Source organism: Streptomyces sp. NPDC059166, assembly GCF_042755185.1.
Taxonomy (GTDB): Bacteria; Actinomycetota; Actinomycetes; order Streptomycetales; family Streptomycetaceae; genus Streptomyces.
The window spans coordinates 1-16,032 of sequence record NZ_JBHZCI010000040.1; the positions used below are offsets into that span (position 1 = coordinate 1).

The 16,032-nt window shown below is 72.8% G+C and carries 14 protein-coding genes and 1 tRNA gene; 11 read left to right on the top strand and 4 right to left on the bottom strand.

The window, feature by feature from the left end:
- The first annotated feature begins 153 nt into the window (after positions 1 to 153).
- The 8 genes from ACFXOA_RS25875 to ACFXOA_RS25910 all read left to right on the top strand — a co-directional run bounded on the left by ACFXOA_RS25875 (position 154) and on the right by ACFXOA_RS25910 (position 8,358).
- The gene (locus ACFXOA_RS25875; protein ID WP_385033183.1) at positions 154 to 1,272 is read left to right on the top strand and encodes an inositol-3-phosphate synthase; all 1,119 of its coding nucleotides are present in this window, start codon (positions 154 to 156) and stop codon (positions 1,270 to 1,272) included.
- A gap of 137 nt (positions 1,273 to 1,409) precedes the next feature.
- On the top strand, positions 1,410 to 2,339 hold the full coding sequence (locus ACFXOA_RS25880) for an SCO3242 family prenyltransferase (RefSeq protein ID WP_385033186.1): 930 nt from the start codon (positions 1,410 to 1,412) through the stop codon (positions 2,337 to 2,339).
- On the top strand, positions 2,336 to 3,199 hold the full coding sequence (locus ACFXOA_RS25885; RefSeq protein WP_385033189.1) for a sugar phosphate isomerase/epimerase family protein: 864 nt from the start codon (positions 2,336 to 2,338) through the stop codon (positions 3,197 to 3,199). Before ACFXOA_RS25880 ends, ACFXOA_RS25885 begins: the two co-directional genes overlap by 4 nt.
- Complete coding sequence (locus ACFXOA_RS25890; RefSeq protein ID WP_385033192.1) at positions 3,193 to 3,816, top strand: EboA domain-containing protein; 624 nt, start codon at positions 3,193 to 3,195, stop codon at positions 3,814 to 3,816. The genes ACFXOA_RS25885 and ACFXOA_RS25890 overlap by 7 nt, the downstream gene beginning before the upstream one ends.
- Positions 3,816 to 4,664 carry a TatD family hydrolase gene (locus ACFXOA_RS25895; protein ID WP_385033194.1) on the top strand — a complete coding sequence of 283 codons (849 nt, stop codon included), beginning with the start codon at positions 3,816 to 3,818 and terminating at the stop codon, positions 4,662 to 4,664. Before ACFXOA_RS25890 ends, ACFXOA_RS25895 begins: the two co-directional genes overlap by 1 nt.
- A 3-nt stretch (positions 4,665 to 4,667) precedes the next feature.
- On the top strand, positions 4,668 to 5,843 hold the full coding sequence (eboE, locus tag ACFXOA_RS25900; protein WP_385033197.1) for a metabolite traffic protein EboE: 1,176 nt from the start codon (positions 4,668 to 4,670) through the stop codon (positions 5,841 to 5,843).
- On the top strand, positions 5,840 to 7,270 hold the full coding sequence (locus tag ACFXOA_RS25905; RefSeq protein WP_385033200.1) for an alkaline phosphatase family protein: 1,431 nt from the start codon (positions 5,840 to 5,842) through the stop codon (positions 7,268 to 7,270). The genes eboE and ACFXOA_RS25905 overlap by 4 nt, the downstream gene beginning before the upstream one ends.
- A gap of 2 nt (positions 7,271 to 7,272) precedes the next feature.
- Positions 7,273 to 8,358: a sugar phosphate isomerase/epimerase family protein gene (locus ACFXOA_RS25910; RefSeq protein WP_385033203.1), complete on the top strand. Its 1,086-nt coding sequence runs from the start codon at positions 7,273 to 7,275 to the stop codon at positions 8,356 to 8,358.
- Between the two features lie 47 nt (positions 8,359 to 8,405).
- Here the strand turns inward: ACFXOA_RS25910 and ACFXOA_RS25915 are convergent, their stop codons facing one another.
- Positions 8,406 to 9,707 carry a DUF2254 domain-containing protein gene (locus tag ACFXOA_RS25915; protein WP_385033206.1) on the bottom strand — a complete coding sequence of 434 codons (1,302 nt, stop codon included), beginning with the start codon at positions 9,705 to 9,707 and terminating at the stop codon, positions 8,406 to 8,408.
- A 181-nt stretch (positions 9,708 to 9,888) separates the two neighbouring features.
- Here ACFXOA_RS25915 and ACFXOA_RS25920 point away from each other — a divergent pair.
- A tRNA-Leu gene (locus ACFXOA_RS25920) sits at positions 9,889 to 9,973 on the top strand.
- Positions 9,974 to 10,116: 143 nt separating this feature from the next.
- Here ACFXOA_RS25920 and ACFXOA_RS25925 read toward each other — a convergent pair.
- The 3 genes from ACFXOA_RS25925 to ACFXOA_RS25935 form a co-directional block, all read right to left on the bottom strand.
- On the bottom strand, positions 10,117 to 10,863 hold the full coding sequence (locus ACFXOA_RS25925; protein ID WP_385033209.1) for a pentapeptide repeat-containing protein: 747 nt from the start codon (positions 10,861 to 10,863) through the stop codon (positions 10,117 to 10,119).
- Positions 10,864 to 11,461: 598 nt separating this feature from the next.
- The gene (locus ACFXOA_RS25930) at positions 11,462 to 12,277 is read right to left on the bottom strand and encodes an N-formylglutamate amidohydrolase (protein WP_385033212.1); all 816 of its coding nucleotides are present in this window, start codon (positions 12,275 to 12,277) and stop codon (positions 11,462 to 11,464) included.
- Positions 12,278 to 12,397: 120 nt separating this feature from the next.
- Complete coding sequence (locus ACFXOA_RS25935) at positions 12,398 to 13,276, bottom strand: septum formation family protein (protein ID WP_385033215.1); 879 nt, start codon at positions 13,274 to 13,276, stop codon at positions 12,398 to 12,400.
- 505 nt (positions 13,277 to 13,781) lie between these two features.
- Here ACFXOA_RS25935 and ACFXOA_RS25940 point away from each other — a divergent pair.
- The gene (locus tag ACFXOA_RS25940) at positions 13,782 to 14,285 is read left to right on the top strand and encodes a DUF1772 domain-containing protein (RefSeq protein ID WP_385033218.1); all 504 of its coding nucleotides are present in this window, start codon (positions 13,782 to 13,784) and stop codon (positions 14,283 to 14,285) included.
- A gap of 203 nt (positions 14,286 to 14,488) precedes the next feature.
- A complete protein-coding gene (locus ACFXOA_RS25945; protein ID WP_385033221.1) occupies positions 14,489 to 16,015 on the top strand; it encodes a hypothetical protein in 1,527 nt (508 codons plus the stop codon).
- Positions 16,016 to 16,032 lie beyond the last annotated feature (17 nt).

Here is a 16,032-nt window from a genome sequence, read left to right on the forward strand (position 1 = left end):
AGGGGGCCCTCCACCTGGTTACTTACGTTTAAATCCTGCTTTTGGTGTTCCCCCCGCCGTTGGGCGCCCACCCCTGCCGCGGGGGGTGGGGGGTGAAGCGCACCCCCGCCCACCGCCCCACCACCCCTCTTCATCCCCACAGGGAGGCAGCCCGTGACCGCACATGCCGTCCGTACCGGAGTCTGGTTCATCGGAGCACGAGGCTCCGTCGCCACCACCGCCGCCGCGGGGTGCGCGGCCATCGCGGCCGGGCTGCACCCGCCGACCGGCATGGTCACCGAGACGCCCCCCTTCCAGGGCGCGGGCCTCCCACCACTGGCATCCCTGGTACTCGGCGGCCACGACACCGTCGACTGCCCCCTCCCGAAGCGGGCCGAGGCACTCGCCGAAGGCGGAGTGCTCCCGCACGGACTGCCGTCCGCCGTCCAGGCCGAACTCGCAGCCGTGGAGCGGGAGATACGCGCCGGTGGACCGCTCCCCGGAGACACCCGCAGCGACGAGCAGCTCATCACCGCCTTCGCCGCCGACATCGAGGACTTCACCCGCCGCCACAGGCTCGCGCGCACCGTCGTCATCAACGTCGCCTCGACCGAACCGGCGCCGAGGGAGGGCCACCCCAGGCTGCCGGCCAGCTCCCTCTACGCGGCGGCCGCACTACGCGCCGGCTGCGCGTACGCCAACTTCACCCCGTCCACCGGACTGCGCACCCCCCGCCTGCGGGAGGCCGTGGACTCCTGCGCACTGCCGTACGCCGGACGCGACGGCAAGACGGGCCAGACACTCCTGCGCTCCGTACTCGCACCGATGTTCGTCCAGCGCGCCCTGCCGGTGCGGGCCTGGTCCGGCACCAACCTGCTGGGCGGAGGCGACGGTGCGGCCCTCGCCGACCCGGCCGCCGCCGCCGCGAAGAACGCGGGAAAGGAACGGGTGCTCGCCGACACCCTGGGGTCCGCGCCCGAGGGAGAGGTCCACATCGACGACGTACCGGCGATGGGGGACTGGAAGACGGCATGGGACCACATCGCCTTCGACGGGTTCCTCGGCTCACGGATGATCCTCCAGACCATCTGGCAAGGGTGCGACTCCGCCCTCGCCGCCCCCCTCGTCCTCGACCTGGCCAGGCTCCTGGCCCGCTCCCACGAGGCCGGGCTGACCGGCCCGCGCCCCGAACTCGGCTTCTACTTCAAGGACCCGGACGGTGGCCCGGCCGCACTGCCCGAGCAGTACGCGCAGCTGCTCGCCTTCGCCGAACGCCTGCGGGCCGCCCGGTGAGGCCCCTCCGGCTCCTCACCGTCCTGACCGGCGCTCCACGACCGGCCGGCACCGGCCCCGCCGACGCCCCGGCCCCCTCAGCCGGTCTGTCCGGTGCGGGCGGGACTGCGCCCGCACCGGACAGGCCCCTCGCGCGGGTGCGGGCCTGGGCGGAACTGCTGCGGGTCTCCGCGCTGTTCACCGTCCCCGGAGACGCACTCGCCGGCGCCGCCGCGCGCGGCCGGACACCAGGCCGGGGCACCCTCCTGGCCGCCGGGGCGTCCCTGTGCCTGTACGAGGCCGGCATGGCCCTCAACGACTGGGCCGACCGTGACGAGGACGCCGTCGACCGCCCGCACCGGCCCATTCCCTCGGGCCGCGTCACACCAGGCGCCGCCCTGGCAGCAGCAGGCGGTCTGACCGCCGCCGGACTCGCCCTCGCCGCCCGGGCAGGCCGCCCCGCCCTCGCCGTCGCCGCAGGGCTGGCGGCCACCGTCTGGGCCTACGACCTGCGGCTCAAGCACACGGGGCTGGGGCCCGCTGCGATGGCTTCCGCCCGCGCCCTGGACGTACTCCTCGGCGCCACGGCCGGCGGCCCGGCACCTTCCCGGGGAGGGGCCCGGACGAGCGCGACGACCCCGGCCGCACGGCCCGCAGCCGCAGCGCTGCCCGCCGCCCTCACCCTCGGCGCGCACACCTACGCCGTCACCGCCGTCTCCCGGCACGAGGCACAGGGAGGCTCCACCACCGCCCCGCTGGCGGCACTGGCCGGCGTGACGGCGCTCGGGACCGCCGTACTGCACCGCCCGCCCCCACCGGGCAACGGCGGGCCCCGCCCGCGCCCGGCGGACGTCCTGCTGGCCGCCCTCACCGGCAGCTACCTCCGCACATCGGCGATCCCCCTCCTGCACGCCGCGCTCAACCCCTCCCCACCCCTCACCCAGCGGGCCGTCGGAGGCGGGATCCGGGCCATGATCCCGCTGCAGGCCGCGCTGGCGACGAGAGCCGGGGCGCCCCTCAGCGCACTCGCCGTCACCGGACTCGTCCCCCTGGCCCGCGCCCTCGCACGGAAGGTGAGCCCCACATGACCCTCCGCCTCGGATACGGCACCAACGGCCTGACCGACCTCCGCCTCGACGACGCCCTCGGCCTCCTCGCCGACCTGGGCTACGACGGCGTCGGTCTGACCCTCGACCACATGCACCTCGACCCGATCACCCCAGGCCTCCCCGCCCGCACCCGCGAACTGGCCCGCAGGCTCACCTCCCTCGGGCTCGGCGCCACCGTCGAGACGGGAGCCCGCTACGTCCTCGACCCACGGCGCAAGCACGGCCCCTCCCTGCTGGACCCCGACCCTGACGCCCGCGCGGACCGCGTCGCCCTCCTCCTGACCGCCGTACAGGTGGCCGCCGACCTCGGCGCCCACGCGGTGCACTGCTTCAGCGGAATCCTCCCGGCACACACCACCGAGGACACCGCCTGGGACCGGCTGGCCCACTCACTCACCCCCGTCCTCGACGCCTGCCGAAGCGCCGGCGTCCCCCTCGCGATCGAGCCGGAACCAGGACACCTCCTCGCCACCCTCGCCGACTTCCACCACCTGCGCGCACTGCTCGGCGACCCCGAACCCCTCGGTCTCACCCTCGACATCGGCCACTGCCACTGCCTGGAACCGACGTCACCCACCGACTGCGTGAAGGAAGCGGCTCCCTGGCTGCGCCACGTCCAGATCGAGGACATGCGCCGCGGAGTCCACGAACACCTCCCCTTCGGCGACGGCGAGATCGACTTCCCGCCCGTCCTCGACGCACTCGCCGCCACCGGCTACACCGGTCTGACCGTCGTCGAGCTGCCCCGCCACTCCCACGCCGGCCCCGAACTCGCCCGTTCCTCGATCGACTTCCTTCGGCACGCCCACGGCCCGGCGAACGGAGCCGGTGCATGCTGACCGGCCGAGACGAACTCGACGGCCTGCTCCCGGGCGCCGCGAGAGCCTGGCTCGACGAAGCCCTCGCCGAGGCGGCACACGCCGCGGACCACCCAGGGGCGAACACCGGCAACCCGCCCTGGGAACTGCGCTTTGCCTCCGCCGGACGCCACTGCGGGCCCGAACACGCCGACGCCGTACGCGTCCTGCTGCTCATCGAGGCAGCGGCCGGGCTGCCCGCCGTGACCAGACTCTACGAACAGGGCACCGCCGCCGAGCGCCGTGCCGTCCTGCTCGCCCTGCACCGGCTCGGGCTCGGCGCCGACGCGCTCCCACTCGTCGAGGACGCACTCCGGACCAACGACACCAGGCTGGTCGCGGCCGCGGTGGGACCGTACGGCGCCCGCCACCTCGACGCGCACGGCTGGCGCCACGCCGTCCTCAAGTGCCTCTTCACCGAGGTCCCCGTCGAAGCCCTCCACCGCCTCGCCGAGCGCGCCCGAGGAGACGCCGAACTCGGCCGCATGCTCACCGACTTCGCAGCCGAACGCACCGCGGCGGGACGCGTGGTCCCCGCCGGCCTGCCGAAGGTACTCGCCCTCACGGCCCCGGCGCCCGCCCCCACGGAGGACTCCTGATGCGCATCTTCGACCCCCACATCCACATGACCTCCCGCACCACCGACGACTACCGGGCGATGTACGAGGCCGGGGTCCGTGCCCTGGTCGAACCCTCCTTCTGGCTCGGCCAGCCACGCACCTCACCCGCCAGCTTCTACGACTACTTCGACGCACTGCTGGGCTGGGAGCCCTTCCGCGCCTCCCAGTACGGCATCGCCCACCACTGCACACTCGCCCTCAACCCCAAGGAGGCGAACGACCCCCGCTGCACCCCCGTCCTGGACGCCCTGCCCCGCTACCTCGTCAAGGACTCCGTCGTCGCCGTCGGCGAGATCGGCTACGACTCGATGACCCCGGCCGAGGACCACGCCCTCAGCACCCAGCTCCGACTTGCCGCCGAACACGGGCTGCCCGCCCTCGTACACACCCCGCACCGCGACAAGCTCGCCGGACTCCACCGCACCATCGACGTCGTCCGCGAGTCGGACCTCGCCCCGGAACTCGTCCTGCTGGACCACCTCAACGAGACCACCGTGAAGCCCGCACTCGACAGCGGATGCTGGGCCGGCTTCTCCATCTACCCGGACACCAAGATGGACGAGGACCGCATGGTCGCCGTCCTGCGGAACCACGGCACCGACCGGATCCTCGTCAACTCGGCCGCGGACTGGGGCAGGAGCGACCCGCTGAAGACCCGTGCGGTCGCCGACACCATGCTGAAGGCCGGGTTCGACGAGGACGACGTCGACAAGGTGCTCTGGCGCAACCCCGTCGCCTTCTACGGGCAGAGCGGCCGGCTCCAGCTCGACACCACCGCCACCGGCCCGCTCCACGAGGGCAACTCCATCCTCCGCGGCGGGGAGTGAGACATGCGCTTCCGGCACCCCGACGGCTCCACGGTCCACCTCTCCTACTGCACCAACGTCCACCCCGCGGAAACCCTCGAAGGAGTGCGCGCCCAACTGCGCGACCACTGCGAGCCCGTACGCCGGCGACTCGGCCGCGACCGCCTCGGCATCGGGCTGTGGCTCGCCAGGAAGGCCGCCAGGGCCCTGACCGACGACCCCGCCGCCCAGCGCTCGCTACGAGGGGAGCTGGAGAGCCGCGGCCTCGAGGTCGTCACCCTCAACGGCTTCCCCTACGAGGGATTCGGTGCCCAGGAGGTCAAGTACCGGGTCTACAAACCGGACTGGACGGACCCCGAACGCCTGGCCCACACCACGGACCTGGCCAGACTGCTCGCCGCGCTGCTCCCCGACGACGTCACCGACGGCACGGTCTCCACCCTGCCGATCGCCTGGCGCACCCCCTACGACAACGACCCCACGGCGGCCGCCACCGCACACCGGGCGCTCGCCCACCTCGGCCGGCGCCTGGACGCCCTGCACGAACTCACCGGCAAGTCCATCAGGGTCGGACTCGAACCGGAGCCCGGCTGCACCGTGGAGACCACGGCGGACGCCCTCGCCCCCCTCACGGCGATCGGCCACGACCGCATCGGGATCTGCGTCGACACCTGCCACCTCGCCACCTCCTTCGAGGACCCGGACACCGCCCTCGACGCCCTGGACGCCGCCCGCATCCCTGTCGCCAAGACCCAGCTCTCCGCCGCCCTGCACGCCGAACACCCCCACCTGCCCGAGGTCCGCGCCGCCCTGGGCGCCTTCGCCGAGCCCCGCTTCCTGCACCAGACGCGCACCCTCACCGCCTCCGGCCTCCGGGGGACCGACGACCTCGGCGAAGCGGTCTCCGGCCGCGCCCTGCCGGACAGCACCCCCTGGCGCTCCCACTTCCACGTACCGCTGCACGCCCCGCCCGCACCGCCCCTCACCTCCACGATGCACGTGCTCCAGCAGGTGCTGACCCGGCTCGTGGGCGGCCCCGCGCCCCTCACCCGGCACCTCGAGGTCGAGACGTACACCTGGCAGGCCCTTCCCCCCGAACTGCGCCCCCGCACCCGCACCCAGCTCGCCGACGGCATCGCCGCCGAACTCACCCTCGCCCGCGACCTCCTCGTCGACCTCGGACTGAAGGAGCTCCCTTGACCCCACAGGACACCACCCCGCGCCCCACCCCCCTCCTCGTCCTCGACGTCGTCGGCCTCACCCCCCAACTGCTCCAGCACATGCCGAACCTCCGTGCCATGGCCGGCTCGCAGGCGCCCCTGAGCACCGTCCTGCCCGCCGTCACCTGCGCCGCCCAGTCCACGTTCCTGACCGGCACGACCCCCTCGGAGCACGGGATCGTCGCCAACGGCTGGTACTTCAGGGAGCTCGGCGACATCCTCCTGTGGCGCCAGCACAACGGCCTCGTCGAGGGCGACAAACTCTGGGACGCCGCCCGGCGCACCCACCCCGGCTACACCGTCGCCAACATCTGCTGGTGGTACGCCATGGGCGCCGACACCGACTGGACCGTGACCCCGCGCCCCGTCTACTACGCCGACGGCCGCAAGGAACCCGACTGCTACACCCGGCCCCCGGCACTGCACGACGAACTCACCGAGAAGCTGGGCACCTTCCCCCTCTTCCACTTCTGGGGCCCCGGCGCCGACCTCGTCTCCTCGCAGTGGATCATCGACGCCACCCGGCACGTCATGGCCACCCGCGACCCCGACCTGGCCCTCTGCTACCTGCCCCACCTCGACTACGACCTCCAGCGCTACGGCCCCGACGACCCGCGGTCGCACCGTGCCGCCGCCGACCTGGACCGTGCGACGGCCCCACTGCTGGCCGACGCCCGCGCACAGGGACGCACCGTCGTCGCCCTCTCCGAGTACGGCATCACCCGGGTCGACCGGCCCGTCGACATCAACCGGGCCCTGCGCCGCGCCGGCCTGCTCGAGGTCCACACCCAGGACGGCATGGAATACCTCGACCCGATGGCCTCACGTGCCTTCGCCGTCGCCGACCACCAGCTCGCCCACGTCTACGTACGCCGCCCGGAGGACCTGGAGGCGACCCGGGAGGCCCTGGCCGGCTTGCCCGGGATCGCGGAACTCCTCGACGACGAGGGCAAGAAGGTGCACCACCTGGACCACCCCCGCTCCGGCGAACTGGTCGCCGTTGCGGAGGAGGACGCCTGGTTCACGTACTACTACTGGCTCGACGACGCCCGCGCGCCCGACTTCGCCCAGCTCGTCGAGATCCACCGCAAACCGGGCTACGACCCCGTGGAACTCTTCATGGACCCCCAGGACCCCTATGTGCGGGTCAGGGCCGCGTCCGCCGTGGCCCGCAAGAAGCTGGGGATGCGCTACCGCATGGCGGTCGTCCCGCTCGACCCCTCGCCCATCCGCGGCAGCCACGGCCGCCTCCCGGCGAGCGACGACGAGGGCCCGCTCATCCTCTGCTCCGCCCCCGACGCCTTCGACGGCCGGGTCCAGGCCACCGAAGTGAAGTCACTGCTCCTCCGGCTCGCCGGACTGCACCGACGATCCGCCCCGCCCGCACCTTCACAAGGAGATGTCTGATCATGAGCCGCACCCCGAAGGACCCCGAGCTCGCGCGCAGACTCAGCCGCCGCGACATCCTGGGCGTCGCCGCCGGAGCCACGGCGGCGACCCTGCTCAGCGGCGCCGCCGCACAGGCCTCCGGCCCGCACGGCGGACACGGACACGGCCGGCACGACGACGACCACGGCCAGGGACACGGCCACGGGAAGGGCCGCCCCGTCCTGCCCGCCGGCCGGCTCGGCATCCAGCTCTACAGCCTCCGCGACAAGGTCTCCACACTCGGCTTCGCCCCGGTCTTCGCCGAACTGGAGGAGTACGGCTACGACGAGATCGAGTTCGCCGGATACACCCAGGGCTCCGCCGGGGCCATCACCCTCGCCCAGCTCAAGAAGCTGGCCCGGGACCACGGCCTGAACCCGATCGGCAGCCACGTCGGCTACTACGACGACAACAACCCCGGCGCGTACACCTTCGCGCAGAACCTCACCAAGGTCCTCGACGACGCCGAAGCGCTCGGCCTCAAGCACATCGGCACCGCCTCGGGCCCCTTCCGCTACGGCTCCACGGTGGACGGCTGGAAGCGGGCCGCCGAGGACTTCAACACCTACGGCGCGGAGGCCCGCAAGCGGGGCATGAAGTTCTACCAGCACAACCACGCCGAGGAGTTCTCCTTCGCGACCGACCAGCCGAAGGTACGCCTGTACGACGTCCTCCTCGCCGAGACCGACCCCGACCTGGTTTACCTGGAGATGGACATCTACTGGGCGTTCTGCGCGCAGTTCCGCTTCGGCAAGCGGGCGGACGGCACCCCCGCGCCGTTCAACCCCATCGACTACGTACTGAAGCAGCCCCACCGGTACCCCCTCTTCCACGTCAAGGACGGCACCCGTAACGACGCCGCCCGCGACGGCTACGACATGACGGACGTCGGCGACGGCGACATCGACTACGAGAACTTCCTCAACCGGGTCACCACCCGCACCCGCCAGGGCCGCACCTACCACCACTGGCAGACCGAGCACGACAACCCGGTCGAGTCCTTCGCCTTCGCCCGCAAGTCGAGCGAGCACCTCCACTCGCTGCGCACGGGCCGCTGCGGGGACTGACCCGTACCACCGGGGAGACCCCGCCCCGTGCCACCGCGCCCGGACCGTCAGCCGATTCCCTGGCGGTCCGGGCGCAGGGCGAACGCCCGGCCCGCGGCCTCCGGAACCGTTCGCTCCACCGCCTCCACCAGCAAGGCACGATGCCGTCGCAGGGGCCGCGCGCGCTCTCCGGACGCCTGCGCCAGAAGATCGTCGAGGGCGGCGACCAGCCGCCGTGACACCTGCGGGCTCCCCGCGGCACAGCCGCGGATCTCCTCGAACGCGAGATCCACCAGGTCCGTCCACCCGGGCGCGCCCTGCACGAGACGCACCTCCCCGGCCCGGTCCCGGTGGTGCACCGGGCCGAGCGGCAGCCGCACCGCGACCGCGAGGAGCTGCACCATCCGGTCCACGCACTGCACCGCGGTCGTCGGATCGTTCACCGCGGGTGACAGGGCACGCAGTGCGATGTCCGACAACTGACGCAGGCCGAAGGCCGGATCCTGATGCGGGGTGCGCTCCACCCCGACCACGGCGGTGCGCCTCAGCGCCCGCGCCGGGTCGGCGGCACCCCCGTGCACGGTCAGCAGCGGTGTACCCGGCACCACGAAGTCCCCGACGCGGGGCACCAGCCGCAGTACGACACCCTGCCGCCGGGCCTCCCGCACCAGCGGGGCCGACCTGACGCCGCGCAGTACCCCCGCCCGCCCCCGGTGCTCGACCCGTGCGGTCACCGGCCCCAGGGGCAGCTCCTCCTCCGGCGTGACCGGCTGCCGCTCCAGTTCCCGCAGCGACTCGCGCGCGATGTGGTCCAGCACGGGGCCCACCTGCATCAGCCGCAGGGTCGACGAGACGTACGCGACGAAGAGGAGCAGGCTCAGCCCGACCAGCCCCAGGGTCACCAGGCTCTGCAGCAGCGGCACCGACGTGACCCGCCGGGGGTCGGGATCGCCGCCGCCCTCGTACGAGGTCAGCACCAGCAGCGAGAAGGCGAACGTCGCGAGGAACACCGTCAGCGTCAGTTTGCTGATCCTGCTGCGCACGAAGATCCGCACCACGCGCGGGGTGAGCTGGCCGCTCGCCATCTGCACGGCGACCAGGGAGATGCTGAACACGACGCCGATGAAGGTCATCATGGCCGAGCTGACCGTGGTGACGACCGTCCTGGTGTCCTCGGCGAACGACAGCAGGTCTCCGAGCTCCTCGTACGCCCCTTCCTCCTGGAGGTAGGTGACGATCATGGTGTCGACCTCGGACAGAACCACCCAGACCACGAAGGCGGCCAGGAGCCCTGCCGCCGGCACGAACCAGAAGCTGTCGCGCAGGTCCTCCCGCAGCCGCCTTCCGGCGCCCTCACTCTTGCCACTCATGCCCGCGAAGGTAGCCCGGAACCACACGGTGTACGCGAAGCGCCACGGAGCGTGGGCGTGGTCGCCCGGGGGTATCCGCACCGCACTGACCATCGGAAACGCAGGTGAGAGCCACCCCGAACCCCTGGTATTGTTTCTCTTGTCGCCGCGGGGGGAACGCCCCGCGAACGACAGACACCTTGTCCGGGTGGCGGAATGGCAGACGCGCTAGCTTGAGGTGCTAGTGCCCTTTATCGGGCGTGGGGGTTCAAGTCCCCCCTCGGACACAGAGAATCGCCCCTAGTGGCCCGGTTTCCGGGTCGGGGAACGGCACCCGCATCGGCTTCCAGCCGGTGCGGGTGTTCCGCGTTCCGGGCCCCTTCTCGCCAGGGCGTGGACGGGCTGGTCATGATCCCCCACGCGCCCCGCGTCACCAGTGGGCAGGCCGGCTGAGAGACGGGGACACCAGGGTGGCCGCGTCGCCCCTGGCCGCGTTGAGCTGGGCCTGGGTCAGGAACAGTGCGCCGGTGAGATCGGCGCCCCTGAGGTCCGCGTCCCGCAGATCGGCCCCGATCAGGTCGGCGACGCGCAGATCGGCGCCGCTGAGGTCCGCGGCGACGAGGAGCGCGCCGCGCAGGCTCGCGCCCCTCAGGTCCGCGCCGGCCAGCTTCGCCCCCATCAGATCCGCCCCGCGGTGGTTCTTGCGGCGGCCGGGCATCCGGGCCCGGACCAGCTCGCCGGCCCTGAGCAGCAGCACGTTGACCTCGCCGCGCAGGGCGTTCACGTCCAGCCCGGCGAGCGACTCGGCACTGCCGCGGGTCAGCCCCTCGACGTGGTCCAGGGCCCGTCGTAGCTCTTGGTGGACGGGGCGGGCCGCAGGCATGTCGAGGGCCTCGGCGATGTACCGGACGAGTTCCTGCAGCTGCCGCATGACGGGGAAGACCTCGAACATGGAGCGAGCCGTATCGGGCGCCTGCCGCCAGTCGGTGCCGCCGAAAGTGATCTGGGAGACCTTCTGTCCGGCGCCGAAGCAGTCGAAGACGGTGCAGCCCTGGTAGCCCGTCTCTCGTAGCCGGGCGTGGATGCCGCAGCGGAAGTCCTGCCCCAGGTTGCCGCACGGCCGTCCGGCCGGCTTGTCGGCGGGGAAGTCGGCGGAGCGTGCGAAGGGCAGGGCCACGCAGCAGAGGCCGAAACAGTTGGCGCAGTCGGCCCGGAGGTCCGCGCGGGCCCTGGGGTCACCGGGGGCCGCGGACGCCGTAGGGTCGGCGCCCGCGTCGCCCGGTCGCTGCCGTGCGGTGCGGCGGTCCTTGCCGGGATGTCCGCCCGCCCGGTTCCCGCCCGCCTCCGCCTGATCGCGGCCGGGGTCGGCGGACGTGGCGCGTCGCCCGCCGTCCGCTGCCGACGTCCTCCTGCCCTCGCCGGCCCGGGGCGCCCGGCTCTTCCGGTCGGTGCCGGAGGATCGCCCGCGTTCTCCGGAGGAGGGGGTCTGCTTTCTGCCCTCACCCGCGGAGGGGCGCCTGCGTCCCCCGGACGACGATTGGGGGCCCTGCTGTCGAGTCACCGTGCTTGCTCCTGCCGGGCGACGATCACCGCCCGCGGAAGGGGATCGGGCAGTGGCTCCCGATTCTCGCAGACGGGCGCGGACGGGCTCGCCGTGCCGGACGGCCGCGGCCTTCGGCACCGGCACGCCCCCGGTCCCGCCGCCGGACGACGCTCGTGCTCGCCCCGGGGGTGCGGTCGGCGGAGAAGGGGACCGGCCGCGCGTACGCCACGGATCAGATGCCCGCCGGTCCGCCCGTCAGCGCCACCACCAGGGCCGCCAGCGCCGAGGCCGTCAGGTCGAGTCCGGGGCCCGCGGGGCCGCCGGGCTCGGTCATGTAGAGATCGCGCCGGATCTCGATCATCAGCGCGCTCACCCGGGCGTCCTTCCCGTAGTGCTTCAGCGGGACGTACGTGCCGCTGAAGGGGCTGTCGAGCCCCGTGCGGCCGAACCCCGAGAACTCCGCCTCCGCCCGGGCCGACAGCCGGCGCGGGGTGTGGAAGGCGTCCGTGCCCAGACAGACCGGAGGGCGCGGCCCGGTGCGGTGGAGCTCGTACGGGAGCGCGACCGACGGGTAGGAGTGGACGTCGACGACGACCGCGCGCCCTGTCGCGGCGAGCCGTTCGTCCACGGCGGCGGTCATCGCCCTGGCGTACGGGTGGAAGTAGCGCTCGAGCAGGGGCTCCGTATCCGTCCCGGACGGGCGGAGCCGCCCCCGGTGGGTGGTGCCGGTGTAGACCGCGCCCATGCCGACGGCCAGCATCTCCTCCCGGTCGTCGGGGAATCGCTCGGGGTCGACGACCAGCCTGGACAGGCCGTTGACGAACTGCCAGGGCGGCGACGGGCAGGCGGCCGACGCCAGCGCTGCCACCTCGGCCGTGTAGGAGTCCGTGATGTGGTCGAGCTCGGTCTCCAACTCCTCGTCGTCCAGCAGGATTCCGTCGCGCACGTCGGGTGGGATCACCCGGGACGAGTGCGGGACGTGCAGGAGCACGGGGGAGTCGGGCGCGCCCGGCACGAGCTGGAAGGGGGCGGTGCGGGCGTGGTTCACCGGAGTCACCTCGTCTGCTCGAATCCGCGGCGGACCGCCCGGAACCTGGTGCCCCGGGCGGTGCCGGCATGCCTTGCCGCACGGGACGGCCGTACCAGCATGCCGGACCGCGCGGCGGGATCAGCTCGCCCAGATCTCGGCGTCGTCGGCCGGGACGGTGGTGGCGAGCTCCAGCTCCTTGCGGGCCTTGACCGTCTTGTTCGGGTCGATGCCCGTGAACGCCATGTCGTAGGCGATGTAGAAGTCGTCCGAGCTGCCGGCCGAGGCGGCCTTCGCCCATGCCTCGGCGGCCTCCCCGAGCTGGGCGCGGAGCTTCACCGTCTCCGGCTTGTCCACGGCCTTCAGGTTCGTCAGGTGCGAGTCCAGCGCCGTGGACACCGCCTTGGCCTGCTTCTTGTAGCCGGGCAGGTCGTCCTCGGGCAGCTCCGCCTCGGGCTGGTTGGCCCAGAGCGCCGCGTAGACGGCGTTCGCGCCCTTCAGGTAGGCGAGCTGGTCGGCGTTGAGCGACGTGCTCTTGAGGGAGCCGGAGTAGGTGCCCGACTCCTTGGCGTAGGTGCAGCTCACGGACCGGTCGCCGGTCGCCCAACTCTCCTTCGTCGGGTAGTAGTAGTAGAGGCCGACCCCTTCGGGGACAGCCCAGGTGTCGGAGATGAACTTCGCGGACTCGACCGGGCAGCGTCCTTCGGCGATCTTGGTGGCGCCTTCGTCGCCCGGGTACGCGCTCTCCCCTTCGATCTTGAACTCGCCGACGACCTGGCCGGCATGGGCCTCGCCGCAGGGCAGCACCTCGACGGTGACTTCCTCGGTGTCGGTCACCCCGTTGTTCGGGTTGTAGCAGTCGCCCGTGTCGAGGGAGAAGACCGACCTCTGGCGGACGACCTTCTTGGCGCCGGCCTTGGCGCTGTCGATGGCGTCGGAGCAGCCGACCGCGCCGACGGCGAGCAGGACGACGGCGGCGGATATGCCGCGGGCGGAGCGGGACGTGACACCGAAGAACATGACGTGGGCATCCTCAAACGTAAGGAGGTGTGAACAGGTGTGGGCATCGTATGGCATGGATGTGACAGTTCTGTACGCAGGTGATTTGCGGATCGTTCCAGGCTCTTCAGGTCGGCCGGGAGGTTGTTCGGCACGGGCGAGTGCATGGATGAAAGACTTGTGAACCCAGTCAACGGATGGCACTCTGGGGGTGGTGCGGTGATGGAGTCCGGCGGGCCGGCCCCGGCGTGCTCGTGCGCGCCAGGTCCTGCTCGCGTGCCTTGTGCGCGGCCGCGGAACCGTCGGCCGAGGCGGAATCGGTCGCCGCGCGGTGGCCGCGCCGCCGGCGTGACCTCGGCGCATACCGGGCTCCCGCGCCCGAACCGGCGTCGGGACGTGCCTCGATCCGGCGTCGGGATGTGCCTCGAACCGGCCTCGCGTGCCCGCCGGCCATGAAAGCCTGAACTGCGGTCCTCCTGGGGGTCGTTGTCCATCCGCCCCTCATGAGCCGGATCAGGAGCACCCCTTGAGAACACTTCAGACCGCGGCACTTGTGGCCTCGACGACGGGCGCAGCCCTGATGGCGGGCCTCTTCTGCGCCTTCGCCTACGCCGTGATGCCGGGCCTGTCACGCGGAGACGACCGTGCCTTCGTCCGGACCATGCAGCACATCAACCGGGCCATCATCAACGGCTGGTTCCTCGTCCCCTTCCTGCTGCCGTTGCCCGGACTCGTGCTGGCGACGGTCCTGGCGGTGCGGGGTCACAGCCCGGGAGCGCTGCCCTGGATCGTCGCGTCGCTCGTGTGCTACGGGACCGCGTTCCTGGTGACCGGGACGCGCAACGTCCCGCTCAACGAGGCTCTCGACAAGGTGGGGGCCGACGCGGGCCCCGAGCAGTTCCGTGCGGCACGGCACGCGTTCGAGCCGGGCTGGGTCAGGTGGAACACCGTCCGCGCGGTCCTCCACACCCTGTCTCTCGGCGCACTGCTCTGGGCCCTCCACCTCCACGGCGCGGGCACGGGCGGCTGAGGGCGCGTCAGGGCCGAACCGGAGTGCGTCTCGTGAACACGCCCGGTTGCCGACCGGCGGTGTCCCGGTGACTCGCGGGCCGTTCCCTCGTTGACCCGGTGCCGCGGACACGCGGCGTCCACATCCGTCGTGGGGACCCTGCCGGCCGCGGCACCAGCCCGCGACGCGCGCGTCCCGCGGCGCCGGAGCCGAGAGGTGCGGTCGTGCACGAATGCCCGCCTGCCGTCGCGCGTCCAAGAGGCCCTGCCGCGCGGCCGGGACTGTCGGCGGCCGAACCGCTGCCGGCGCTGGCCGCGGTCGCGACCGCCTTCGTCGTCGTCCAACTGGTGCTCGTCGTACCGGGTTCGGGGCTCGCCTGGGACGAGACGGTGTACGTCAGCCAGGTCGGAGGCAACGCCCCTCCCGCCTACTTCAGTGCCCCTCGCGCACGCGGCATCTCCTACCTCGTGGCTCCCGTCGCGATGCTCACGGCGTCCACCGCGGCTCTGCGGATCTACCTCGCCCTGATGTCCGGCGCCGCGCTGCTCCTCGCGCTGTGGGTCTGGCGCAGAACCCTTCCCACCCCGGTTCTCGTCTGCGCCGGCCTCCTGTTCACCGGACTGTGGCCCACCCTGTTCTACGGCCCGGCCGCCATGCCCAACCTGTGGTGCGCCCTCGGCGCCGTCGCGGCGACCGGCTGGGTCGTGAGGTCCCTGTACGGGGCCACCGGGCGGCGGGAGGAGGTCGGAGCGGGAACCGCCGTGGCCTTCGTCGCCCTGATGCGGCCCTCCGACGGGTTCTGGCTCGCCCTGCCGCTGGTGCTGCTGACCGCGACGGCGCCCGGCCGGCGACGGCCGCGTACCTCCGCCGCACTCGTCGCAGGGCTGGTGGCGGGCTGCGCGCCGTGGACGGCCGAGGCGTACGCCCGCTACGGCGGTCTCCAGGCCCGGCTGCACCGCGCGGGCGAGATCCAGGGCGGCCTGGGGTGGAACCTCGCCGTCGACGACCACCTCCGCGCGCTCGCGGGCCGGACCCTGTGCAGGCCCTGCGACATCTCCTGGGAGAGCCCCGGCACCGCGGTGTGGTGGCTGTTGCTGCCCCTGCTCGTCGTCGGCGGAATCGGCGCGGCGCGGCGTGCCGGCCGGGGGACCGCCGCGCTCCTGGCCGCCGTCACAGGGGTGTCGACCGCGATCCCGTACCTCTTCCTCGTGGAGTACGCCGCACCCCGGTTCCTCCTCCCCGCCTACGCCTTGCTCGCCCTGCCCGTCGCCGAACACCTGACCGACCTCCTCGCCCGGGCACGACGGGCCCACCGCCCGGTCGGCCTCGCGGCGCTGACGCTGGCACTGGCGGCGCATCTCGCGGTGCAGCTCTCCACGCTCAGCCACGTGGTCCGCACCAGCCGGGCCACCAGCGGGGAGTTCACCGAGGTCGCCGAGGCGCTGAACAGCCTGGGACTGCGACCGCCCTGCGTGATCAGCGGTGCGGACGCCGTCCCCATCGCCTACTACGCGGGCTGTGCCTCGCGGCAGACCGAAGGGCACGACGCGAGCATCAGCGAGGAGGAACTCCGGGCCCTCGCGCGCACGGTGCCCACAGCCGTGCTGTCGCCCGGGGACGCGGCGGTCGCCCCCTCAGCCGACGGCTCGCGCACGGTGCGGCTCCTGCACGGGACCGAGTCCTACCTGGCCCGTCTCCTGCCGCGCCCGGAGCGGGAAGGAGCGGGGACGCCCGTCGCACGGGCGCGGTGACGCGGGGCCCCCTCACA

Bases quoted from the DNA above. Each gene is read 5' to 3' on its own strand.
- ACFXOA_RS25890 (WP_385033192.1), top strand. From the start codon at position 3,193: ATGCTGACCGGCCGAGACGAACTCGACGGCCTGCTCCCGGGCGCCGCG.
- ACFXOA_RS25895 (WP_385033194.1), top strand. From the start codon at position 3,816: ATGCGCATCTTCGACCCCCACATCCACATGACCTCCCGCACCACCGAC.
- ACFXOA_RS25935 (WP_385033215.1), bottom strand. From the start codon at position 13,276: ATGTTCTTCGGTGTCACGTCCCGCTCCGCCCGCGGCATATCCGCCGCC.
- ACFXOA_RS25910 (WP_385033203.1), top strand. From the start codon at position 7,273: ATGAGCCGCACCCCGAAGGACCCCGAGCTCGCGCGCAGACTCAGCCGC.
- ACFXOA_RS25885 (WP_385033189.1), top strand. From the start codon at position 2,336: ATGACCCTCCGCCTCGGATACGGCACCAACGGCCTGACCGACCTCCGC.
- ACFXOA_RS25915 (WP_385033206.1), bottom strand. From the start codon at position 9,707: ATGAGTGGCAAGAGTGAGGGCGCCGGAAGGCGGCTGCGGGAGGACCTG.
- eboE (WP_385033197.1), top strand. From the start codon at position 4,668: ATGCGCTTCCGGCACCCCGACGGCTCCACGGTCCACCTCTCCTACTGC.